Here is a 22532-nt window from a genome sequence, read left to right on the forward strand (position 1 = left end):
CCTAATTTAAGTTGCACGCTTCAAGGCCAGCCAAGCGCATCCGCACTTCAATATCTGGCAACACTCGTGGCGTGGTATTCGCAAGGCCATTGGCAAAAGCGCGAATATGCTCTGGTGTTGTACCACAACAGCCGCCAACAATATTGATAAATCCTTCGTTACCCCAATCGATAATTTCTTGCGCCATTTCCTCGGCTTCTAAGTCGTATTCACCAAACTCGTTTGGAAGACCCGCATTTGGGTGTACGGAAGTAAAGGTCTCACAAACGCGTGACAGCTCTTCTACATATTGTCTTAATAAATCTGGGCCCAGCGCACAATTGAGCCCTATGGAAATTGGCTTAATATGGCGAATGGAGTTATAAAACGCCTCTGTGGTTTGCCCTGACAGCGTGCGTCCTGAAGCATCGGTGATAGTGCCCGAGATCATAACAGGCAGAGTGACACCCGCTTGCTCAAATGCTTCTTCTACACCGTAAGAGGCGGCTTTGGCGTTGAGCGTATCAAAAATCGTCTCAATCAAAATAAGGTGAGCTCCGCCCTCAATAAGTGCAAGCGTTGACTCGACGTAGGCTGCAACCAATTTATCAAAAGTGATATTGCGAAAGCCTGGGTCATTGACATCTGGAGAAATCGAACAAGTTTTTGACGTCGGACCAAGTACACCCGCCACATAGCGAGGCTTGCTAGGATCTTTGGCGGTAAATTCATCACATACCGCACGTGCAAGCTTCGCCGATTCGAGATTAATCTCTCGGCTTAGGCTTGCCATGTCATAATCTTCCATCGAGATGGTGGTGGCATTAAAAGTATTGGTTTCAATGATATCCGCGCCAGCGGCTAGATAATCACGATGGATCTGTTTGATTATCTCAGGCTGCGTCAAACTTAGCAGATCGTTGTTGCCTTTGATAAGGACATGCCAATCTTTAAAGCGCTCGCCACGATAGTCTTCTTCTTCTAATTTGTGCTTTTGGATCATGGTTCCCATTGCACCATCTAAGATCAGAATCCGTTGCTGCATTGCTTGCTTAAGCTGCTCTGCAATTTGCTCACCGTTTACGGCTACATTATTCGGCATAGTTGTTAGTCCTTACATCTTGGCTAACTAAGTTAATATCATAAGGTGTGGTTTGGTAAACATAGTAATTTAACCAGTTTGAGAATAACAAAAATGCATGGCTTTGCCATGTCTTAGATGGACGTTTGCTGGTGTCATTCTCAGGAAAATAGTTCTCAGGCTGCGGTGCGTTGGCCATTTTTTCACGATCGCGAAGATATTCTTTTTGTAGCGTATCCGCGTCGTATTCAGGATGACCAGTAATATATACTTGGCTACCTGAGTGATTTTTAATTAAGTAAGCGCCCACTTTTTCAGAGCCCGCTAATACCACTAAGTCTTTACACGCGTTAATTTTATCGATGTCGATGTGGCCATAGCGTGAGTGTGGCACCAAAAACTCATCATCAAAACCGCGAGTGAGCGCCCCGTGGTCAAAATAACAGTGGTGCTTAAATACGCCACACAGTTTGTCATTTTTGAGCGCTCGCTTTAAGCCATAATGGTGATACAAACCGGCATGTGCGGCCCAACATGAAAACAGAGTTGAAGTAACATGGTGCTCAGCCCAATCAAAAAACGCCTGTAATTCCTGCCAATACACCACATCGTCATATTCAAGATGCGCCAGCGGCGCGCCGGTGACGATCAAAGCATCATAGTTTTGATCTTTCACATCCGAAAAATAGCGGTAAAACATATCTAGATGCTGCTCTGAGTTTTCAGAGCTGCGGTGTGTATCTAATCGCAACAAATCAACATTCACCTGCAAAGGGGTATTTGCCAGTAATCGGATAAATTGCACCTCAGTCTCCACCTTATTCGGCATCAAGTTTAATATCGCGAGCCGCATTGGGCGGATCTCTTGAGTTGATGCACGACTTTGTGGCATCACGAACACATTTTCATGACGCAATTGGGCAATGGCTGGGAGTTCGTCGGTGACGGTGATTGGCATGCGCTGCTCCAGACTAATCGAATGGCATTATTATGGACAAAAACTAGAAAATTTCAACCTCTAGATGTATGGACGTCTAAATATTTGTGGTAATAATTTGATGCCTTACCTCTCACTGATTATTTCAATTTATGTATACTTGTCACCATATTAATAAACACAAGAAACTTGAGATTTATGATTGGGATTGGGGAAGCCGCAGCGATTGCGGCGGCTGGGGTGTGGGCTGGCTCAACTATACTGTACAAACGATTTAGCCATCATCTTAGTCCATTTGAGTTGAACGTCAGCAAAGGCGTCATCGCTTCTGCTTTGATGATCTTGTGTTTGTTCATCGCAGGTGATGCTATGTACCCGACTTTACTCTCGAGCTGGAGCTGGCTGATAGCCAGTGGGGTACTGGGCATAGCGATTGGTGACAGCGCCTACTTTGCCGCACTTAGAAATATAGGTCCTGCTCGCACTTTGGTTATTGAAAGTCTTGCACCTGCCATCGCGGGGATCTTAAACATTGTGCTCCTTGGTGTTTATCTAAGCGCATCCGCTTGGCTCGGCATTGCAGTGACGACCGTTGGTGTAATGCTGGCGATTAAGCCAAGTAGAAGCCAGCCGGTATTAGACAAAAAACATTATCTCTTGGGAGTCTGCTTTGCACTCACGGCAGCCATTTGCCAAGCTGCGGGTATGGTACTTTCCAAAGGTGCGCTAAATAACGAAAGCATTAGTAGTTTGTGGGCGGCACTTATCCGCTTGGGGTCCGGCACCCTATTTGTGGCCTTTATTGTTGTTTATTTGAAATCACAAAGCCTGTTTAAAGCACTCACACTTAAACAAATCGACGGTAAAAACTGGTTATTCGTTGCAGTGTTTTTTGGCACCTTTATTGGGCTTTGGCTACAGTTGATTTCCGTTAATCATACTGACCCCGCTATCGCACAAACCATCTTTGCAACGGCACCGCTCATGGTGATGACGATTGGACTACTGCGCAGAGAAGCTATTACTAAGTCTATGATGTTTGGAGGCCTAATTGCTTTGGCTGGAGTATTTTTATTGCTGAAAGGATAGCCAATATCACACTTAATACGTGTGAATATTGGCTTGGATGTGGGGTTAATTTGCTACCGAAATAGAAACTGTCGCTGGCGCGCTTGTAATATCGTAAAGGTTGTTACCCTTAATGCGATATTGGAACGAATCCTGACCAATAAACCCAGCTTTAGGTGTATAGGTAATGGAGTAGTCACTGTTCACAGATACTGTACCGTTAGCGGGTGAGCTAAAAATCTCAACACCATAATAATATGGTACGCCACTATCGTTATCTTTAACGTACACATCAACTGATTGATCAGCAAAGGTTTGTGCCGAGTCATCATTCGGATACACATCGTAATTACCACCAAATGCTTGGTCTAAGCTAACTCTGATCTCTCCCCACTCCGATGTTTCTCCAGCAGGATTAACAACGCGAAAAGAAATCGTATCTATCTTTTGGTTACCGTTGTCTTCGCCTGAAAAATAAAGCACCTTACCCTTAAATTTAACCCAACGTCTGTCTAATGTGTTGTATGCAACCGCCTGACCGTACGTAGTGTATGTTTTGTCATAGAAGCCAATTTGATCGTAGCTTTTGCCACTATCCAATTGAATACGCAGGTCACTATTTGGATAACTAGGATCAGTCACGTTGCCATCGGCAAAGATATTAAATTCCTCTTGAATATTTAATCCAGCATTGTACTCAAATATGGCTTTATCAAGCTGAGGAGCTGCACTGACTAATGGTGCAAATAACGCTACACTGACGCTGAGTGACTTTAGCCACATTGTATTTAACTTCATTTCTTATTTCCTTATGAATTGATTTCCAGCCCCTTCAACCGGGCCTTAATTAGTAACAAGACCATACCAAAAAACACATTAAGATAACAACATTAATAAATTACAACTTACTCGTACTGATAACTTTAAACAATAGCTGCTAAATAGTTATAAAATACGCGAAGCCGAAAGCCTGAGATTTATTAAAAGCAAACACGACTTTTTGTTACCACTATATTAATATGTGAAAATATTGTATTTAAATTGATATTTATGCCTTTGCTTACTTTGTTTTTCGCATTACTGTTCGTTACGTTACCAACGTATGGTTCAAACTGCCCAGATAGCAATAACACTAACCTCACAAGCCATATTTTGTCTTGTAAGCAACATCTTGAAACGCTTGAACCCAACGGTGTCCAAGCTTTTGATACACATCTTGAGCTTGTTAGCTTGTATCGTCGAGCGGGTGACATAAAGCTCAGCAATCAAATACTGGATGAGTTGATGGCATGGAAGTTAACCACACTCCAACGCTTTCAGGTGTTAAGACAAAGTGGTATTAATCGTTATCGCCAGCGCAATTATATTCAAGCGCTGGAGAGCTTCCACGAAGCGCAAACCCTTGCGGCTAAGTTGCAACAAAACGAACTCCTGGGTAAATCGGCAAACGATTTAGCTAATGCTTATCAAGCACTCGGAGATTTAGACACCGCCCTTACGTTATTTTTAGAGAGCTACCAAATAGCGAAAGCAACCAATGACCTGCAGAGACAAGCGATCACGCTTAACAATTTAGGCAATGTGTCAAGGGATATTAACCAGTTGGATGATGCCATCCTCTCGTTTCGACAAGCCCATGCACTCCACCAGCAAGCTGGCGACCAAGTCAAAGCGAACCACACCTTGCTAAGCATCGCGGAAGTATTCTACAAAAAGCGTGAATACAACAAAGCAACTGAAATCATTGAAGATTTACTTCAACCTTTGACACAAAGCGGTGCCTATACTCAATTGTCTCGAGCCTATTTATTATTGGCCGAAATTGCCATTGCTCAAAATCATATCGCTCAGGCACAACAGCAACTTGCTTCATTCAAACGTACTCGGCAACTAATCCAACACGGTAAAGTTGATCAGCGAGCACTACTTATTGAAGCCAAACTCAAGCAGCTTGAGGGCGATAACCTAACTGCACAAACGTTACTTAAACAGGGGCTTGAAGCACATAATCAGCAAAATAGTCAGCTTACCGAGTTATTTTACATTGCCTTATTACAGTCCCAACTACAAACACACGCTTACAAAGAAGCGGTAGAGACCGCACAACGTTATAATGACATGCTCAAAAGTAGTCGTGTACAAAGTGAAAACCTTTATCAATTTCGCCTTCAAAGAGCTAACGTCTTGGCCGCGCCTAAGCGCCAAACAGAGACAAATATTGTGTCTCATATATTCATCGGGCTTATCGCATTTTTAGCAGGTGTGCTGGTTACTTACTGCTTTGTTCGCTATACCGCCCGCACAGGTACTCATGGAGTGCACGGTAAACATACGAGCATTGACGAACAGGCCGCTAGGCAATTGATGGTTGAGGTAATGACACTCACTTTGACGCTTTGGGAGCAAAGTAGTGGCAAAACTCGTGTCGAATTAGCTGAAGAAAGCAAAGTGTGGAAAGTGAATATCGATGATGGCCGCTTACGAGTGCGTACTCTTGAACGCTATCTAAATATCAAAACGCTGCCCAAAAAGCCGCGTATTCGAAATATTGTTACCACGGCACAATATGTACTCACTCAATGCCAGGACGCTAATTTCGATACTGCACCTCTTTCTCAAAAAGTTGCACAACTGGAACAAATCTTAGCATGCTCCAACGCTGCTTGATGTCTACAATAAAGGGGGCTTTCGCCCCTTCTCTAGTTAACCGTAGCGGTCTCACATAAATAGCATGCTAAAGTCACGCCCATACCGGCCTCATATTCTTGGTGATGGCGATCTCCTTTGAATTCAAAAGGCCCTTCGAAGCGTGGATACACGGTCATATCAGGCTTTAAGCTATTACTAAAGCCTTTCATATTTTGATGTAGAGATTGACACATTTTATTACCCATATCATAAGCAAGTCGCCAATCATCAAACTGGCCACAATCTAGTTGTGGTGTAGTGCGACCAGAAATACTCTGCTTAGGACTCGTACAAACGTTACTTCCTTCACTGTGTAAATATTTAAAGGTTCCAGCAGTTAATGCCATTTTACCTAACAAAATCGTTTGTCTCTTTGGACACTTCGCACCATCTGCAACTTCGAGCTGCGCCATCATTTCTGGGCTATGGGCTTGTACAAAGCTTGCAATCAAAGTTGCACCTATTGCTATTACTAGTCTCATAACTGTCTCCTTATTTGTTATGACGACGTTATCGAGTTAAGGCTCCAATAACGGCGATAGCGAAATCCTGCCTCAAGCTCAATTTGATTGCAGCAAAAGTTACGGGGCAATTGGGTAAGTTTGGGTAAAAATCATAGTAGGCTTCTGATATTTCTATTTTTATTTTTCACACCTTGATACCGAAACTTGCCTAATTCAATGCGGTCGTTAAATACCAAGGATTTTACCCAAGTTGACCCTAACTGGCCCTACAACCTCCTATTCAATCGTTGAAAAAGTTTCCAACATCACAAGGCAAGTTAACAATGCATGAGGCATGTTGACTTTGCACAACGATGAAGGAATAGAAAAATGAAACAGAGAAATTTCACCCCAAAGTTAGTCAGCCTAGCTACCAGCACTTTGTTACTAGGTACTATTTCGCTGCAAGCCGCAGAAGAATATGGAGAAATGGCACCCTCTCAAGTAAGCCCAGAAGCGTGGCAGGCCATTTCAAAATGGTCTCAAGACCGTGTTTCCTTGCTTGAATATATCTCCGACAACGACGAAGAATATGAGTTAGACCGCTATGTCGATAGCTTGATCCGCGACTATCGAGATGGGGAGATGCTAAGCCAAGCAAAAGCATTAGATCAAAACGTATTATCAGCATGGGAAAATGCTTTTACCGAGCAAGCGCCTGAAGATAACTTTTTCTTTACTCGATACCTTATTCAATTTAAACCGACGGTATTCGAAAAATGGACGCAACAGCAAAAAGTGCCAACGCTCAGCCAGCATTTAGAGCTAAATGCACCACAGCTTTACAGTACTTGGCATAAGGAATACGCATCACCTAAACGTAAAGGGCTCTCGGTACTTGAATACGATAGGACGCTACCGTCAGATATTCTTGCCGAATTAAAAGAATTGCTGACTAAAAAACCTATCTTCGGGCCTAAGTCACAATGCTCATGTCAGATGGTGACCCCTTCAACCAGCACAGGCCAAGTGGTCACTAACTACCCATCAACCCAAACGCCTTGGAGCACATCCACCAGCGATGGTAGTGGTTTTTCAAAGCACCATGCTTATGTCAATACCTCAGCCTACGGTGCCTTCCACTCAGCTAAGGGCAAACGCTGGTCAAAAAATAAAGCGCTCAGTTTCGACAACACCTCAGCCCATAACTCGACAGAGTTCCACGTCAAAATGTTGTGTGCAGACACTGGGGGATTTGCATGTAATCAAAGCAATGCCTGTTCGGGCAATTTAGAAGTCAGAGGCACTTATTCAGCTCGCTACCACGTAACCGGGCAAGCTAAAAAAATCTGGTCAAAAGGGACCAACTCACATGCAACGGACGGCGCAAAATTTGCGGTCGATTTGCCAGGAGCTGCACCTGAAGTCATCTTGTTTAATAAAGCCGGTGGCGCAGCCATGGGATACAACACCACATGGAATTTAAACTCCACCATTGGAGTCGTCAAAGCCGCACTTGGTATTACTTCTGCAATCGTCAATGGCAACCCTGGCAGCTTGCTTGACGGTCAATTGGCCGATGCGCTCATCACCAACTTGGCAGGCATGATCACACGTTCGGGTAATCAAGCCAGTGTTACCACCACAATGCGCGCACGCTTTGATTCGTCCGACGTCAGCCCGTTCTTATTGCAACCCAATGAGGTGTATCACTTTACCCTCGATTCAAAAGGTCGGGTGCAAGCCAGAGGCTACGGTGGTTATTCGGACAGTCATTACGAATATGGTAGCTCAGGCGCGGTGATGTATGCGGCAAATCACTTTACCTGTGGCAGCAATGTGAATGCTCCAGCACCAACAGGGTTATGGTTTTATTCGTCACAATCTGGTCCTGATAGCGACGCGTCGTTACGTAGCGACGTTGAAAACTGGCTCTCTGTACAGCTCAACAAACCCGTTAATGCTGGCCAACGCCAAGGCATCATTCACTAGGTTTTTGTTAAGGGTGGCTATGTGCTGCCCTACTCCAATAAGGAAAGATTATGAATAAGTTCATCGCCACCACGCTTACCTGCTGGGCTTTGTCTTTGAGTGTTAACGCCTCAGCAGAGTCAGAGCACTACGATACATCAACCCTACCGTTATTATTTCACGCAGGACAACAAGGTTATCAAGCGCTTTCACCTTGGTATTCTTTTCAATATCAGGACCAAAGGATCACCTTACAAACATGCGCAGAAGATGCCTGCAAACAAACGTTGCAATTTCCCCAATTAGAGCAAACCGCACCATTCAATAGCGAGACGTATGAGCCCAGCTATCAAGGTGAAGCTGGAAACATGAAAAAGTTAGAGAGTTACTCTCAACTCCAACTCGGTTATCTAAAAGAAAACAGACTCTATGCCAGCGGCAATCAGCGGCGCTTACTGTTCACGTTACAACTCGCGTCGGGTCAAGCTGAGTTACCCTTTGTATTTAATGATAACTATGACGAATCTCTGACAAAAGATAAGTCATCCCTTACTCGAAGTTCAGCCTCCTGTGCCAAAGCCTGTAATACCACTTGGCAAGCATTTAGCGTGGATAAATCTGGACAATATAGTCCGGCTATTTTTGTTCGAGATGAAACCGGAAATTGGCTTATTCAAAGTACTCGCGACGCCATTCGCATTGAACTTACCACCTTAATCGGACAATATCAGCCGCCGGCGCTACGTCATCACCATAATGACACTACACAGTCTAGCTATTCATTGAATGACGATAGTTTAATTGTTACTCGCCAAGCTGATAGCGTATCTCGCCACATCCTTAATCAAACTCAGGTTGTGGGTCTAAGTGATAAGCATTGGTTGCTGCTTCAAAATACCGACCTCACCCTCACGGATACCAACTCAAATATACAAGCCAAGCGTCCAATCGCACAACTTGAGCTATCACGCTTACTGGCAAGTTATTTTGATAACGATCGCTTATATCTATTGGGGCTATCACCTAGAGACGCTGTGATTAAACCATCGCAGCAAACGATTATGACGCAGTATCCAAAGCTTCATGAAGACGTCCTCGTTGCCACCTCTCTACTAGAATTGGATTTAGGGCTACAGGTTATTTCGGCCACAAGGGTATTTATTCCTGACACTGAATTTGCTGATATTCGCATTACTCGCAATACTTGGGGAATATTGGTGAGCTCCGGCGAAGTTTCGACACGTTCAACAACACATACATATGAAAGTAATCAATCGGCATCGGCAATGTCTGGCTGCCCGATGATAGCCAATGGCTATGGTTATGGCCTGCTATGCTGGAAGGCATTAAATAACCCAACACTCACCTATACTCCCAATGCCGCAAGCACAATGATCCCAACGACGGTGGTTGACAACACAACGCCAAATCTAATGAATCAATTAGAAAATAATCAATATGGGATCATTTTTAAAAATGGGGCAACACCAACCGATCCGGGTGGAGTGTGGACTCATCCAGATAATGTTGCCACCAGTAAGGAAGATTTAGGATTGGCTGTGGCCATGTACCATTATCGCTGGGGCTCACCTGTGGCAGCGAATATCGTCTACCCATCAGGAAGCCCCGCACATCCAGTGATGTTTAGAAAGGTTGAGTATCAAGCGGCGAATAGCAGCAATTTGCCACATAATGTTTGTAATCATTTTGCTGCCAGCTCAGGTTATCCAGAGTATCAGGCGGCTGATGCTTGTATGACACAGCCAAGTTTTGGCCTATTTAGCCTCGAAGATCTTACCTTCGACCGTTGGCAAGGGGGAATTATTATCCGAACCAAACAGTCAGCGGGCAGGATAATTCTTGGTTTCCTTGGTATACCAACTTTGTTGGCGATCCACCGGTAACAGAAATCTTTGAACAGGCCTCAAGTGCTGAAATGCTTGCACGATTGCAATTTAACCTAGCGCAGTTTGGTAAAATCAACCAAGACACCTATGTTAACGGCACGCGCTTTAGCCAAGACACAGTCACCGGCTTCTACCGCTGCAAACACCAATAATCAGGTGAGAATAAGGATATTCGTATTCGAGACTCGCAAATTGTTAACAATGCATTAAACTTCATTCAACTGTTCAAAAAGGAATGAAGTCATGCGCATCATCATCGCCATTGCGACGCTCAATTTAATTGCTTGTAGCAGCACGTTTGCAGTCCAACAAGCGAATACCAAAGTATTAGGCGCTTACTCAATGTTCGCGCCTTCCACTACTGAAGCCCCAAATATCTACGCGCGCGTCGTTGTTGACGGCGTGCTTAGCGACGCCAATCAATGCCCAAGCTTGCTCTTTGGTAAAAAATCCATGCCGATGCAGTTGCGAGCAATGCGTCCGAACCAAACACATTTTCCGGTCTCAGTATGCGAAGCAAAAATCTCCCCAAACACGGCTTATACCGTCAGTGATAGTCAATTCTCGTTAGCGCCAGTGACATTCGATCCGAATAAAATTGCGGTTTTTGGCGATACCGGCTGTAAATCATCAGTTTGCGAAAACAATACTGCCGCCGAGCCGTTTAAAACCCTTACAGAGCAAGGGGCAAAGCAACAACCACAATTGTTGCTGCATATGGGGGATTTCAACTATCGAGGTACCGGAGGTGCGATTTCCGGTGATACCTATGCTTATGACGCAGGCGATGGTGGATATGGCGGTACTAGCTGCGGTCTCAACGATACCTACTACAGTCAAAACGCGTTAAATAGCCCAAGACCAGATACATGGAGCAACTGGCAAGCCGACTTTTTTGTCGCAACAACGGATCTTTCAGCAACCGCACCATGGATTTTTGCACGAGGCAATCATGAACTTTGTAGCCGCGCAGGAATTGGCTGGTTTTACTTTTTTGGCCCGGGAGCCAATCTTCCTGATGCCATTGACCAACAGCAATGTCCATCACAGGGGGATTATAATCAACCGCCGCAATCTGCAAGCGCTCATATCATTGTCCAAAACTCCTATACCATCAACTTAAAACCGCTCAGTGTTTGGGTAATGGATAGCGCCAATGCCTGTGATGCCAGTGCAGACAATGGCCTAACAAAAGTCTACCAACAACAATATCAACGACTCAATGTCAGAAGCGAACTACTCAAAGCCAAACCCATGTGGATTATGAGCCACAGACCCATCTGGGGCGTTGAAGACCCGACAACCAAAGACACACTAAACGTGATGTTGCAAACCGCGCTGAAGAACACTAGACAAGGTAAGTTGCCTGGTCACGTGACTTTATCACTTGCAGGACATATGCATATTTATCAATCTTCAACCTTTGCCGCGAGTACCGCACGCCCTCCGCAAATCGTTGTCGGTAATAGCGGCGTCAGCCTTAGTGATACCAATGCCTTTAGCGAATTTGACTATGCACTTGATAGCCAAAATGCCCTCGTTAATGAGCAAGGTAAATTTGGTTTTTTATCAATAAAGCTTGGCAAAGATGGTGCGTGGCAAGGAGAGTTTTTGGATGAAAGTGGTGCCGCTTTTTTAACCTGCAGCAGCGACACTACAGATAAGCAAGCGGTATGTCGCGCGAAGTAAGCGCGACTCTTACATCCTATTCACTGACAACTTGAGTTACTCGCCTTGTACCGCCCTGTTTTTGATACCAGGCGAGTAGCACCACGGTAGCAGCAACAACTGCAACCCCAAATCTAAAATCTAAAATCTAAAATCTAAAATCTAAAATCCACGGTAAAGTGTTCAACGACCCATCCGGTCAACGCAGCTCCACCCGCAATCCCGGTAATTAACCAAGTTAAGGCTTCAGTAAGTAAGCGTTTGGGTACGCTTTGCTCAACAAGCCCCATGGCAATGATCATGGTTGGAGCAAACGCTAGTCCCGAAATAAACATCACTATCGCCAAGCCATAAACGTGCTTAACACTGAGTAATAGCACGCTCGCGATCAATCAGAATATCGCAAAACGCACCGCATACGAATTATTAAACCGTATTATGTTAGCTTAGGTTTTACTTAATCAGTAACAACGCGCCGAATCATTCGAACTGTTCTAGCGTATGCATAAGACTAAACGGATGTTGAAAAAACTCGGCTTGGTAGGTTTTATTGCGAACACTTTCTGGTAGCTGGTTAAACTCCAGCTCCGTTTCAACATAATCGAAATAAACGCTGGAGCTTACCGTGTTTAGCGCATTCACGAACCTTAAGACTCCCGACTGCTTTTGCACCGCTAAATTCGCGGCAACAAGTCTGGCGAATTCGCCATATTCTTCGGCTTCACATTCCCTTTTTTGGTGAATATAAAAATAAGATAAAACGACACCTCGCTGCTGCGAGGTAATATTAAGACTGCGTAATTGCTCTTCTGTAATAGCACGCTCACTTTCGCATGCCGCTTCTCTATCACCCAGTTGTGTTACGCTATTTAACAGCTCGCTAAGGAGCGCCTTTTGAACTGGTTCAAGTTGTTCGACTGGATATTCAATAGTCGGCGTAAGATCTACTGACATTGTTTCAGCGTTAGTTTGCGGCGCAAACGCAAACAATATCAAAACTAATAGCAGGGGTTTCACAAATATTCCTTATTTGACGGTATAACCCGCAAGCGTATAGGCTTTGAAATAAATTAAAGTAAAGCGTGTAGTTAATTGATTCACGCAGTCATAAGGCCATTTAATAGAAGAATGCATTGTACGCCACCGAACTGTATTGGCGCAGCAGCAAGCAGTAGCTGCGCCAGTTGGAATGAAACCACTTTTAGAAAAAGTAATAAAAGCTGTAGTTCACCATGCGATTTATTCCGCTACATCGTCAAGCGTATCAAATAACCTGAAATTTTTCTTTAAATAGTCAGCGTTAAGAGCTGCTTCTCGAACTTGTTCAGGTAAGAGGTTAAACTCAGCTTTAAATTCCCTAAAATCTCCATAAAGGCGAGATGATAGAATATTCATGGAATTTATCAGCCCAATGCTTTTTGGATCTTTTTGAGCGACCAAATTGACAGCAAGCGACCTTAAAAAATGCTCATACTCAGCTAATTCACACCTACTCTTGTTTAAACTATCGACGTAAAATAACACGGTTACATAATGCTTTTTGTCTATGTTCAAAGCATCCATTTGCTTTGCAGTAATTGTATTGTCGACAGCCCTACAACTCATTCTTCTCTTATGTAAAGAATTATAGCTTGATAACAATTCAATCATCATGATTTGCTCACTCGACTTCAAATCAAATTTACTCTGCAAAGAAGAGAATTCGGATTCACTTAGCGGTAGCTTGTTATATATTTCAGTGTAAGCCTCTGAAGCCTTTACATTAAAAATGCTTATCGCAGCTGCTGCAACTATACCTAGTACTAAATGTTTCATTGCACTTTGCACCCCTTAGCTACCGCTTTCCAAAATTGCTTTTCTTTATTATCAGCAACTTTCCAAGATGTGGTAGCAGCAATAGTGAACAACGCACTTCTTGGGATTAAAGCTGCACCATTCATTGCATTTGAAAATTGAATAAAATCGGTCGAAGCAAGGTTGATTGTACTTACTGCAGCGTTATTACTCACAAAGATTGTGGTAATCTGACTTGCTGCAACAGCAGTTGTTAACATACTGCCTAAATCTTCGATATCTTTAATTTGTGCAATTGCTTGTTTAGAACGCTCAGAGAATTCCAAGCCCTTTATTTCCGGACATTTCGTAATCACCTCCTTGATTTAGAATGATAAAGATAACACTTTTAAATGAACTTAAAGTTAATAAAATAGTTTATAAAGCGTGGCTCACTAGCCACGCTTCGTTAGTTTACAGTCTGCTAAAAATCATAGCTAAAACTTAAGCTGTAATTTCTCGGCGCACCATAGCGATACTGATCAAAAAAGCCAATTTGGCTGTAGTACTTTTCATCGAAGAGGTTTTCTACGTTGAGCTGTAGCGCCATATTGTCTGCCAGAGCGTAGTTTGCCATCAAGCTAACCAGTGCATAAGCATCTTGCTCTAGCCTATCGTTGCCCGTTACTGAATAAGTGTCATCCTGCCAGTTCACGCCACCGCCAATCGTCAACTCAGGTAAAGCATTCACAAATTGGTAAGTCGTATACAACTTAAATTGCTTTCTTGGATTATCCGTATTCACTTCAACGCCGTTGGCATCTTCTGCTTTGTATTGTGAATAACCCAAATGCACATCAAAACCGTCAGTTAACTGACCCACCACTTCAAATTCGAAGCCTTTACTGGTTGTGCCTTCAGCAGCATATTGCGCGACTGCATTTACCGACCCAGGAACTATGTATCCAACATCATCTTGAGCTAGGTTATCTTGTTCGATTTGGAAAATCGCCAATGTTGTTTGCAGCGTGTCGTCTAGATAGGTACTTTTTAGCCCCACTTCGTATGATTTTCCTTTGATTGGATCAAGGAAATCACCATTACGGTCTTGGGCATTTTGCGGCTGGAATATTTCAGTGTAACTTGCATACACTCGCTGCGTTGTCGACAAGTCGTACAAGGCACCAGCGTAAGGTATAAATACGCCATTGTCGCCAAAATCAGTGATGACGCCATAGCTTTCGCCTTCGCGCTGCCAGCTCGATAAACGACCACCCGCTATTACTTTAAGTTCATCGCTAAGATTTAGCCTTGTTGCGGCGTAAAACCCTTTTTGCTCGGTATCCATATCTTGAGCAACTGAGGTTTCTGTGCCCCACGTCGGCTCAGGAAAATTACCATCCCACTCGTAAAAATTGCCAACTGGCAAAAAGGCATTATCGAGCGTAGCGAAAGTGAGTGTATCGGCACTCTGCTCACTGTAAAGCGCGCCAGTTACGAATTCATGCTCACGACCGGCGAGTTGATAAAAACCTTTAAGCTGGATATCAAAGCTGTCTTGGTTACTTTCACCTGTACTTTTATAGGGCCAAGACGCTAAGCCCTCACCTGTTGTTTTATCCAACATGCCGAATAAATACAGCAGCTCTGTATCTTGCTCGTATTTCAGTTTGTTGTAATTGGCAACCAGTTCCCAGCCATTTGCAAAGTTGTGGCTAAAGTTCACAAAAGCATTGGTGCCAGTAGTTTGCCACTCTGTCCAATTTGCAGCTGTGGTTTTTTCGACTTCCCAGTCTGTTTTACTTCCATCGGTAAAGAAAGTAGGTAATGCCCCCAAGTTGGACTGGTAGGGTCGTTACGCTGATAGCTAGCACCAACGCGGATCGTCGAATGCGTGCTTAAATCCGCTTCTAGTACTCCATAAAGCACGGTACTTTCGTCAGAAAAGAGATCTAAATACGAGTCACCTTCTTCATACTTCGCCACCACACGTCCACGCACACTGCCATCGTTAGTTAATCCATTGGCAACGTCCACCACCACTTCTTTATTGTTCCAGCTCCCCAAAGAGACACTAGCAAAACCTGTGAGGTCGGTGCTATTTGCATGTTTGCGTACTAGGTTAATAGAAGCTGAAGGATCGCCCGCGCCGGTCAATAACCCCGTTGCACCACGCACAAACTCCACGCGCTCGTATATCGCAACATCCGCGATGGTTTCACCAGAATCACCCGCCAAACTCCATGACAAAGGAACGCCGTCAATTTGATAATTGGTAATGTCAAAGCCACGTGACTGCAACGTATTACGAACATTATCAACTTCTTTCGCTGACACCCCAATCGCATTTAACACTGTGTCGGTCAACGTATCGAGCTTTTGCTCTTTGATCCGTGCAGCGGTAATAACGCTAACAGATTGCGGCGTCTCAAGAAGAGATAACCCTAAACCAGTTGCGGTGTCTATCACTTCATTGACGGTGTATTTTCCCGTCACAACTATTTTTTCAATTTCTTCATTATCTTGCTGTGCTGCTTGCACCTGTAATGCTGACGTGCCGAGCGCTGCCATAACAGCAAATGAGAGCGTTTTGAGAGGCAGAGTGTTCACTGGGTTCATCCTAATATTGTAAAAATTGAAACGATAATAATGCAGATGATAACCATTAGCAATAACATTAAGATGAATTACAACCAGTTTCGCGCCCGATTTAAGGAACGTTCCCAAAAACAGTAACCAACTAATTTAAAACAACTTTCCTATAAATAAAACAAGCAGTATAAACCGCTAAACAAATAAAACATGCCATTTAACGCACATCCAAATGAATATAATTGCCATTTACACTTTTAAAAAGATATACTTTATTTACATTTTTGCGCAAATACTCCCTTAGCTTTAATTTGTCGCCGTCATTCAAAGAACTAGGAACACATAATGGCAAAGAAAATAAGCAACAAGTTTTGGTTTCAGTTGCATGGTTGGTTTTCACTGCCAATATGGCTACTGTTTTGCTTTATTTGTATCACAGGTACCATTTCCGTTTTCAGCCATGAACTTACATGGCTTACCAACCCTGACTCTCGAGCACATAACCCCAGTCAGGTAAGTGAGATGTCAGCGGGCTCAGTGTTACGCGCGTTTAAGGATGAGTACCCAAGTGCAGATGTCATGGGGCTCAATGTGAGAGAGCCCTATTTGACCTATGTGGTGATGTTTACCGACGTCGACAAACCCTATGCGCTTGCATACGTAAACCAGTACACAGGGGCTGTTCAGGAAATAAATGACGGCAATACGTTTATTAACTTTATGCGTTCACTACATGGCTGGCTGCTATTTCCATGGCAAAACGGCTACAGTGTTGGTTATTATTTGGTGGCGTTTATGTCACTGATCCTATTGGGCGCGTTGATCACCGGTCTGGTGGTATACAAAAAGTTTTGGTTAGCGTTTTTTCAGTTTAAGCTACGTAAATCACAAGGAGGTCGTACCCTTGCCGCTGACATCCATAAACTCAGTGGAGTATGGTCGCTTTGGTTTATGACCGTAATGAGCCTCACCGGACTGTGGTATTTAACGCAAGCGGTGCTGTGGCATACTGGTGTTGAACTCGAACATCATGAAACATTAAATTCAGCGGATATACCCAACTCAACAATAAACGCAAATGCAGTAGAGACCAGTGTTGACCTAGCGCTCGATGAAATTCAACAGCAGTACAGTGACTTTCGTCCAAGTTACATCATGCTACCTGAGCATAACCGCGATACGCTCAAAATCAGTGGCGCAAACGACTACGTACTCTATGACGATTACAGCATTAATATTGCCTACAACACTTGGAATGATACAGTCGTTCATCATGCAAACCCTGATTCAATGACAGGCTTACAAACGGTTATGCACATCACAGATCCACTGCACTACGGCACCATTGGAGGGATCTGGACCAAAGTCATCTGGTTTATTTTTGGCTGTATTTTATCCGGGATGTCAGTTACCGGATTTATCATGTATCAGCTTCGGACCAAACGCGCGCGTAGCCAAGAACGGAGCAATGCAAGACAACTAAAGGCACAACAAGGGTAAGTCGCCATGAATGCAGTCAAACGCTTTATACAACACAATAAATATTGGTTAAATGCCCTATTACTGGTGTTGCCAGCTTGGTTTTATTATCAATCATTACATCCAGAGTTCCCCGCCTCATTGGCGGAGCAAACACTTGGAGAGTACAGCATCACGCCGATGCCTTTTGACGACAAGCCGCCATACATCCACGATGACTTATACGTCAAAGACTTCTTATTGCTATTTAATAAAGGCGATGTCGATTCTGTGCGCCAAGGCTATCTCAATATCGGCCCCTACGCGATGCCATTTGCACAGCTTATGGAGCATGATCTCGGGATCCTTCACGGCACAAAGCATGGTCAACATGTACATGCTTTAGCAAAGAAAACATTATCAAAAGACGACAGGATTTGGCTGACGATCGAAACTTGGCAAGGCGAAGTCGTCGTCATGAATTGGCTGCTGCCAGAGTATTTAATCAAAGAAAGTACATAGCAAAGGGGCATCTCGCCCCTACTCGATTTGAATTACACTTAGGACTCAATGGAAATCAGGATATTATACCAGTTGTATTAAGTAAATGATCTATCTTGAAGCGGGGAAATAGCTTTAGTAGCAAGGCAAAAATTTTGCTATTTAGTTGTTCTAAATGAGAAATTTTTAACGAAGCTAATATACTATTTCACCCTTCAAATTGATTAGAGAGTTAATTCAATTGGTATTAGTACCCCACCGCAGCGCTGTCGGCTCGCCTTGGATCTGAGGAGCCAAATAGACCTTTATCGGTAAGCATGATCGACTGGGTTGAGCCCATCGCATTCTGCTCTGAAAGTGTGTGTCCTTTGTTTTCAAGTAGACGTCGAGTATCCACATTTAAGCTACGTTCAATACGAATTTCATCTGGTAACCATTGGTGGTGAATACGCGGAGCCACGGTTGCTTCAGCGACGTTCAAGCCATGATCAATAACATTCATTATGATTTGCAGCGTGGTGGTGATAATGCGTGAGCCTCCGGGGCTACCCGTTACCAAAAAGGGTTTACCCTCTTTCATTACAATCGTAGGTGTCATCGAACTCAGCGGGCGCTTCTTGCCTTCAACAGCGTTAGCTTCGCCACCAACCAAGCCAAAACCGTTTGGTGTGCCGGGCTTTGCCGAGAAATCATCCATTTCATTGTTAAGTAGAATACCAGTGCCAGCCGCGACAATACCTGAGCCATAGCTAAAGTTAAGCGTGTAAGTGTTACTCACTGCATTGCCCCACTTATCAACCACAGAATAATGCGTGGTTTGATTACTCTCATAAGGTAATAATTTACCGGGCTTAATCTCGCCGCTTGGCGTCGCTTTGTCTGCGTTTATTTGCTTACTACGCTGTTTTGCATATTGCTTATCCACCAGTGCTTTAACGGGTACATCGTAGAAATCGGGGTCGCCCAAATATTCACTGCGGTCAGCATATGCACGTTTCATGACTTCAGCCATTAAATGGACGGTAGCAGCGCTATTATGCCCAAGCTCACCAATAGGATATTGCTCCAGCATATTCAGCATTTCTATGATATGCACACCACCCGATGAAGGTGGTGGCATAGAAACTATCTCATAGCCACGATATGTGCCTTTTACCGGCTCTCGCTCCACCGCTTTATAGTTTTTTAAGTCATCTAGCGACATAATGCCACCAGCCGCTTCTACCGCCGCAACAATTTTCTTTGCTGTCTCGCCCTCATAAAAGCCCGCGCTGCCTTTTTCGGCAACGAGTTCCAAAGAATGAGCCAAGTCAGTCTGCACCAGCCATTCATTTGGCTTGTAGCTGCTACCATCTTTTTTATAAAACACAGCCTTAGATGCCGGCACACCGAGCATTCGTTTTTTGATATAGCTATGAGAAAGCGAATTAGCTAAATCAGAGGTCACTTTTATGCCGTCACTTGCTAATTTAATTGCAGGCTGAATAACTTGGTTAAGTGTCATGGTGCCGTATTTTTCGAGTGCTAACTCCATCCCCATAACCGTTCCGGGAACGCCCACGGCAAGGCCGTGCTGAAGGCTTAACTTTGGGTTTACTTCACCATTTTCATCAATAAAAATATCTTTGTGCGCACGGCTAGGCGCCATTTCGCGATAATCAATCGCAACGGTTTTATTCTCTTTTGCCAGATGCACTAGCATAAAGCCACCGCCGCCGATATTTCCGGCCCTTGGCAAAGTCACGGCAAGACTAAAACCTACTGCAACAGCCGCATCAACGGCATTGCCACCTTGCTTTAAAATCTCTACCCCAACCTGGCTGGCAAGTGCTTCTTGGCTTGATACCATGCCGTGTTCAGCCCATATTGGCTGTGCTGTGGCTTTAGAACTAAATATTGGTGACTCGTCAGCTTGCGCCGTGTTACCAAGCGCAACACCCACGCTCAAGGAAACAGAGCAAGACCACACCAAGGCTATTAATTTACGCATCTTCATCCCGCTTTTTAATTATTCTCATGGTGCAGTGTTGCATGAATAAAAAGACCAAACAATGTCGATGCGTTGGGCGACCGACATTGCAAATATACGTCACACCATAGTTGCTAAACTCGCGGCTAGAGAGCAGCTTGTCGTCCAACATTGAAGTTACAAAAGGTTGAAATAAGGTAATTTCATAAAACAAGAAATTTAACCTTTCAAAAACATATTTGACAAATATTTTATATTGGGTACAGTCAATAATGTAGTTTATTTTCTGTACGACAATTAAAGCTTTCACAATAAGGAAAATAAGATGAAGTTAACGCTAACAAAAAGAAACATAAAACAACTTAACCGCACTGCAGGCTTGGAAAAATCCCAAACACCGAACGTCGCAGGTGGTTATGTAACAGCAGGTTGCGACAGAGAAATAACCGAGTTATGCAACACAAAAGCATTTGGTTCTTGCTATAACTGCGGTTCCCTGCGCTGTTAATACGCTTTCTATAACCCAAAGGAAATGAAAAATGAAAATTAAATTGAATAAAAAGCCGCTTAAAAACTTAAATAATGCTCAAGCAATTACGCCGCAAGCGACTCCTCAAATTGGTGGTGGTGTAAACCGTTTGACAGAGTTAGATTGTGTGCCGACTAACCGCCACGATTGCCGTACAGGTGCTATCTCTTGTTACGGTGATCACGATTGTGCATTCACTAATAGACAGTATATGTGCGATTAATCCTTTTTAGGCCCGTACTCGGGCCTATTTTGAAGTCTCACCTGATTAAAACACCAATCCTAGCTCACGCAACTCGCGCTCAGCCTGAGCCGCATTAAAGAACTGAATGCCATGTAACCCAACCTGCTTTGCTCCTTCAACGTTCACTAATACATCATCGAGAAAAACACAGTCACCTGCCTCCAGTTGGTAGCGCTCCAGTAAGTGAGTAAAAATAGCTTTGCCGGGCTTCATACAACCAAGCTCGGCAGAGATAGTTTCACCATCAAAGTGTTGCCAGAAAGTATGACGTGCTTTTAGGTGGCTCACAATCTCGTGCACATTATCGGTTAGGGCATAAGCGCTATATCCAGCCGTCTTTAGGCGCTGCATAAGTGAAAGCGTACCATACAGTGGGATCAATGATTCTTTGATATAGAAGAACAGTTCGTCAGCTTGATCAGAGGTTAAGTGACAGATTCGCATAAAAGCCTGCTTAGTTTCTGCTTCAGTCAGTTCACCTCGGTTGATAGCAAACCAAATCTCGCTGTGGAACAGCTGCTTGGCTAGACTCTCAACATCGCAGTGATTACCAAAGGTAAGCCGGACTATCTCCTCTGGCGACCACCTGACAAATACGTTACCCACGTCAAAAATGACGTGCTTAATATTACAAGTTGCCATCCTTGAACCTCTTTAGTTAATTTAAATATGAGCGTTTATTATGCATATCTTTATCACTTACGCACGGCTAATTCGTTTAACTGCAATGAAATAAAATCAATCATGCATTCGTTGTAAATACTCGCTAAAAAAGGTGAGAAATACTTTGACTTGCCGAGGTTGAAACTGTCTAGTTGGATAAATCGCTTGCAGTGCAACTTTGTCTGAGTCCGTTGGACTAAATCCCAATGTTTGAGTTGGCAACAATTCCACCAATCGTCCCGCTTTAATATCTTTGTGCACATCCAGCCACGACTTGATGGTGATCCCAAGCCCTTGAACCGCCCAGTTCCGTAGCACTTCTCCGTCTGAACTCACCAAACAGGTAGGCACGGTTTCAATGATGGTTGCTTGTGTGTCTCTATCGAGAAAATACCAATCGTTTAGTGCCTGCCCCGCTCTTTCCAGTACTAAACAGCGATGTTGCTGTAATGCTTGATAGCAATCTGGTGTACCATACTGTTCGAGATAGTTTGGGGCGGCCACCAGCATTCTGCGGTTGTTTAACAGAGGCCTAGATATCAAGCTGCTATCATTTAAATTACCATAACGAATGGCGATGTCAGTGCCAGACTCAACTAATTTGACTAAACCTTCGCCTAAGCTCAAGTTAACCACTACCTGTGGATGCAGCGTGGCAAACTCCGCAACGGCGGGAACCACGTACTGACGACCAAAGTCTGAACTTGCTGCAATTTTGAGTGTGCCTCTCAAGTCAGGATCGGCATCTTGCAGTAGCGCTTCTGCCGCCGCAACCTCCTCAATAACTCGCACACATCCCTGGTAAAACCGTTCTCCCGCTTCTGTCAGTTTGATACTTCTGGTGTTTCGAGTCAGTAAACGGGTTTTATAATACGCTTCAAGTGCATTGATCCGTGCGGTCATGCTCGCTGGAGAAAGCCCTAATACTCGCCCTGCCGCAGCCAAGCCATCAGAGCGCACCACTTGAACAAAAAGCGCCATATCGTCTGCTTTGCTTTTCATTATTCACCTTTTATGAAAAGTAATTTTATATAAAAGCCAATTATCAAATATTAATAAAC

At 43.9% G+C, this 22532-nt stretch carries 21 protein-coding genes and 1 pseudogene; 10 read left to right on the forward strand and 12 right to left on the reverse strand.

Annotated features, from left to right (window positions below):
- Position 1 precedes the first annotated feature (1 nt).
- A complete protein-coding gene (locus B1L02_RS24155; RefSeq protein WP_088531148.1) occupies positions 2–1081 on the reverse strand; it encodes a homocysteine S-methyltransferase family protein in 1080 nt (359 codons plus the stop codon).
- On the reverse strand, positions 1071–2018 hold the full coding sequence (locus B1L02_RS11630) for a homoserine O-succinyltransferase (RefSeq protein ID WP_088531149.1): 948 nt from the start codon (positions 2016–2018) through the stop codon (positions 1071–1073). Before B1L02_RS11630 ends, B1L02_RS24155 begins: the two co-directional genes overlap by 11 nt.
- A 177-nt stretch (positions 2019–2195) precedes the next feature.
- Between B1L02_RS11630 and B1L02_RS11635 the strand changes: the two genes are divergently transcribed.
- Positions 2196–3086 (forward strand): DMT family transporter, encoded by an 891-nt coding sequence (locus B1L02_RS11635; RefSeq protein WP_088531150.1) that lies wholly within the window; start codon positions 2196–2198, stop codon positions 3084–3086.
- Between the two features lie 45 nt (positions 3087–3131).
- Here the strand turns inward: B1L02_RS11635 and B1L02_RS11640 are convergent, their stop codons facing one another.
- On the reverse strand, positions 3132–3863 hold the full coding sequence (locus tag B1L02_RS11640; RefSeq protein WP_088531151.1) for an Ig-like domain-containing protein: 732 nt from the start codon (positions 3861–3863) through the stop codon (positions 3132–3134).
- Between the two features lie 252 nt (positions 3864–4115).
- Here B1L02_RS11640 and B1L02_RS11645 point away from each other — a divergent pair, with 252 nt between their 5' ends.
- Entirely contained in the window at positions 4116–5732 is a 1617-nt protein-coding gene (locus tag B1L02_RS11645; RefSeq protein WP_088531152.1) for a tetratricopeptide repeat protein, read from the forward strand.
- A gap of 32 nt (positions 5733–5764) precedes the next feature.
- Here the strand turns inward: B1L02_RS11645 and B1L02_RS11650 are convergent, their stop codons facing one another.
- On the reverse strand, positions 5765–6235 hold the full coding sequence (locus B1L02_RS11650; protein WP_088531153.1) for a hypothetical protein: 471 nt from the start codon (positions 6233–6235) through the stop codon (positions 5765–5767).
- Positions 6236–6586: 351 nt separating this feature from the next.
- On the opposite strand from B1L02_RS11650, the gene B1L02_RS11655 reads away from it, so the two are divergent.
- The 4 genes from B1L02_RS11655 (at position 6587) to B1L02_RS11665 (ending at position 11763) form a co-directional block, all read left to right on the forward strand.
- Positions 6587–8188, forward strand: a complete 1602-nt coding sequence (locus B1L02_RS11655; protein ID WP_088531154.1) for a hypothetical protein — start codon at positions 6587–6589, stop codon at positions 8186–8188.
- A 50-nt stretch (positions 8189–8238) separates the two neighbouring features.
- On the forward strand, positions 8239–10071 hold the full coding sequence (locus B1L02_RS11660) for a hypothetical protein (RefSeq protein ID WP_232003073.1): 1833 nt from the start codon (positions 8239–8241) through the stop codon (positions 10069–10071).
- 32 nt (positions 10072–10103) lie between these two features.
- A complete protein-coding gene (locus B1L02_RS25005; protein ID WP_257790090.1) occupies positions 10104–10226 on the forward strand; it encodes a hypothetical protein in 123 nt (40 codons plus the stop codon).
- Between the two features lie 91 nt (positions 10227–10317).
- A complete protein-coding gene (locus B1L02_RS11665) occupies positions 10318–11763 on the forward strand; it encodes a metallophosphoesterase (RefSeq protein ID WP_088531155.1) in 1446 nt (481 codons plus the stop codon).
- 134 nt (positions 11764–11897) lie between these two features.
- Here the strand turns inward: B1L02_RS11665 and B1L02_RS11670 are convergent, their stop codons facing one another.
- From B1L02_RS11670 to B1L02_RS11690, 5 genes and pseudogenes are all read right to left on the reverse strand, one after another.
- Positions 11898–12122 (reverse strand): hypothetical protein, encoded by a 225-nt coding sequence (locus B1L02_RS11670; RefSeq protein ID WP_151201425.1) that lies wholly within the window; start codon positions 12120–12122, stop codon positions 11898–11900.
- A gap of 100 nt (positions 12123–12222) precedes the next feature.
- Positions 12223–12759 (reverse strand): hypothetical protein, encoded by a 537-nt coding sequence (locus B1L02_RS11675; RefSeq protein WP_088531157.1) that lies wholly within the window; start codon positions 12757–12759, stop codon positions 12223–12225.
- A gap of 222 nt (positions 12760–12981) precedes the next feature.
- Positions 12982–13557, reverse strand: a complete 576-nt coding sequence (locus B1L02_RS11680) for a hypothetical protein (protein WP_088531158.1) — start codon at positions 13555–13557, stop codon at positions 12982–12984.
- Positions 13554–13862: a hypothetical protein gene (locus tag B1L02_RS11685; RefSeq protein ID WP_088531159.1), complete on the reverse strand. Its 309-nt coding sequence runs from the start codon at positions 13860–13862 to the stop codon at positions 13554–13556. The genes B1L02_RS11680 and B1L02_RS11685 overlap by 4 nt, the downstream gene beginning before the upstream one ends.
- A gap of 137 nt (positions 13863–13999) precedes the next feature.
- Positions 14000–16134, reverse strand: a pseudogene (locus tag B1L02_RS11690) (TonB-dependent siderophore receptor).
- Positions 16135–16452: 318 nt separating this feature from the next.
- Here B1L02_RS11690 and B1L02_RS11695 point away from each other — a divergent pair.
- A complete protein-coding gene (locus B1L02_RS11695; RefSeq protein WP_088531160.1) occupies positions 16453–17607 on the forward strand; it encodes a PepSY-associated TM helix domain-containing protein in 1155 nt (384 codons plus the stop codon).
- Between the two features lie 6 nt (positions 17608–17613).
- Positions 17614–18087 carry a hypothetical protein gene (locus B1L02_RS11700; protein ID WP_088531161.1) on the forward strand — a complete coding sequence of 158 codons (474 nt, stop codon included), beginning with the start codon at positions 17614–17616 and terminating at the stop codon, positions 18085–18087.
- A gap of 226 nt (positions 18088–18313) precedes the next feature.
- On the opposite strand, the gene ggt is transcribed toward B1L02_RS11700, so the two are convergent.
- Entirely contained in the window at positions 18314–20056 is a 1743-nt protein-coding gene (ggt, locus tag B1L02_RS11705) for a gamma-glutamyltransferase (protein ID WP_088531162.1), read from the reverse strand.
- A 304-nt stretch (positions 20057–20360) separates the two neighbouring features.
- Here ggt and B1L02_RS11710 point away from each other — a divergent pair, with 304 nt between their 5' ends.
- Together B1L02_RS11710 and B1L02_RS11715 are read left to right on the forward strand one after the other, a co-directional pair.
- Positions 20361–20543 (forward strand): hypothetical protein, encoded by a 183-nt coding sequence (locus B1L02_RS11710; protein WP_088531163.1) that lies wholly within the window; start codon positions 20361–20363, stop codon positions 20541–20543.
- A 31-nt stretch (positions 20544–20574) separates the two neighbouring features.
- Positions 20575–20787, forward strand: coding sequence for a hypothetical protein (locus tag B1L02_RS11715; protein WP_088531164.1), 213 nt, complete (start codon positions 20575–20577; stop codon positions 20785–20787).
- A gap of 45 nt (positions 20788–20832) precedes the next feature.
- Here the strand turns inward: B1L02_RS11715 and B1L02_RS11720 are convergent, their stop codons facing one another.
- Positions 20833–21450, reverse strand: a complete 618-nt coding sequence (locus tag B1L02_RS11720; protein ID WP_088531165.1) for an HAD family hydrolase — start codon at positions 21448–21450, stop codon at positions 20833–20835.
- Between the two features lie 96 nt (positions 21451–21546).
- The gene (locus B1L02_RS11725; RefSeq protein WP_088531166.1) at positions 21547–22473 is read right to left on the reverse strand and encodes a LysR family transcriptional regulator; all 927 of its coding nucleotides are present in this window, start codon (positions 22471–22473) and stop codon (positions 21547–21549) included.
- Positions 22474–22532 lie beyond the last annotated feature (59 nt).

This window comes from Pseudoalteromonas piscicida (genome assembly GCF_002208135.1).
Lineage (GTDB): Bacteria > Pseudomonadota > Gammaproteobacteria > Enterobacterales > Alteromonadaceae > Pseudoalteromonas > Pseudoalteromonas piscicida_A.

Coding starts and splice junctions, on each gene's coding strand:
- B1L02_RS11635 (WP_088531150.1), top strand. CDS start 2,196: ATGATTGGGATTGGGGAAGCCGCAGCGATTGCGGCGGCTGGGGTGTGG.
- B1L02_RS11680 (WP_088531158.1), bottom strand. CDS start 13,557: ATGAAACATTTAGTACTAGGTATAGTTGCAGCAGCTGCGATAAGCATT.
- B1L02_RS11700 (WP_088531161.1), top strand. CDS start 17,614: ATGAATGCAGTCAAACGCTTTATACAACACAATAAATATTGGTTAAAT.
- B1L02_RS11715 (WP_088531164.1), top strand. CDS start 20,575: ATGAAAATTAAATTGAATAAAAAGCCGCTTAAAAACTTAAATAATGCT.
- B1L02_RS11630 (WP_088531149.1), bottom strand. CDS start 2,018: ATGCCAATCACCGTCACCGACGAACTCCCAGCCATTGCCCAATTGCGT.
- B1L02_RS11645 (WP_088531152.1), top strand. CDS start 4,116: ATGCCTTTGCTTACTTTGTTTTTCGCATTACTGTTCGTTACGTTACCA.
- ggt (WP_088531162.1), bottom strand. CDS start 20,056: ATGCGTAAATTAATAGCCTTGGTGTGGTCTTGCTCTGTTTCCTTGAGC.
- B1L02_RS25005 (WP_257790090.1), top strand. CDS start 10,104: ATGCTTGCACGATTGCAATTTAACCTAGCGCAGTTTGGTAAAATCAAC.
- B1L02_RS11650 (WP_088531153.1), bottom strand. CDS start 6,235: ATGAGACTAGTAATAGCAATAGGTGCAACTTTGATTGCAAGCTTTGTA.
- B1L02_RS11660 (WP_232003073.1), top strand. CDS start 8,239: ATGAATAAGTTCATCGCCACCACGCTTACCTGCTGGGCTTTGTCTTTG.
- B1L02_RS11720 (WP_088531165.1), bottom strand. CDS start 21,450: ATGGCAACTTGTAATATTAAGCACGTCATTTTTGACGTGGGTAACGTA.
- B1L02_RS11640 (WP_088531151.1), bottom strand. CDS start 3,863: ATGAAGTTAAATACAATGTGGCTAAAGTCACTCAGCGTCAGTGTAGCG.
- B1L02_RS11655 (WP_088531154.1), top strand. CDS start 6,587: ATGAAACAGAGAAATTTCACCCCAAAGTTAGTCAGCCTAGCTACCAGC.
- B1L02_RS11710 (WP_088531163.1), top strand. CDS start 20,361: ATGAAGTTAACGCTAACAAAAAGAAACATAAAACAACTTAACCGCACT.
- B1L02_RS11695 (WP_088531160.1), top strand. CDS start 16,453: ATGGCAAAGAAAATAAGCAACAAGTTTTGGTTTCAGTTGCATGGTTGG.
- B1L02_RS11665 (WP_088531155.1), top strand. CDS start 10,318: ATGCGCATCATCATCGCCATTGCGACGCTCAATTTAATTGCTTGTAGC.
- B1L02_RS24155 (WP_088531148.1), bottom strand. CDS start 1,081: ATGCCGAATAATGTAGCCGTAAACGGTGAGCAAATTGCAGAGCAGCTT.
- B1L02_RS11725 (WP_088531166.1), bottom strand. CDS start 22,473: ATGAAAAGCAAAGCAGACGATATGGCGCTTTTTGTTCAAGTGGTGCGC.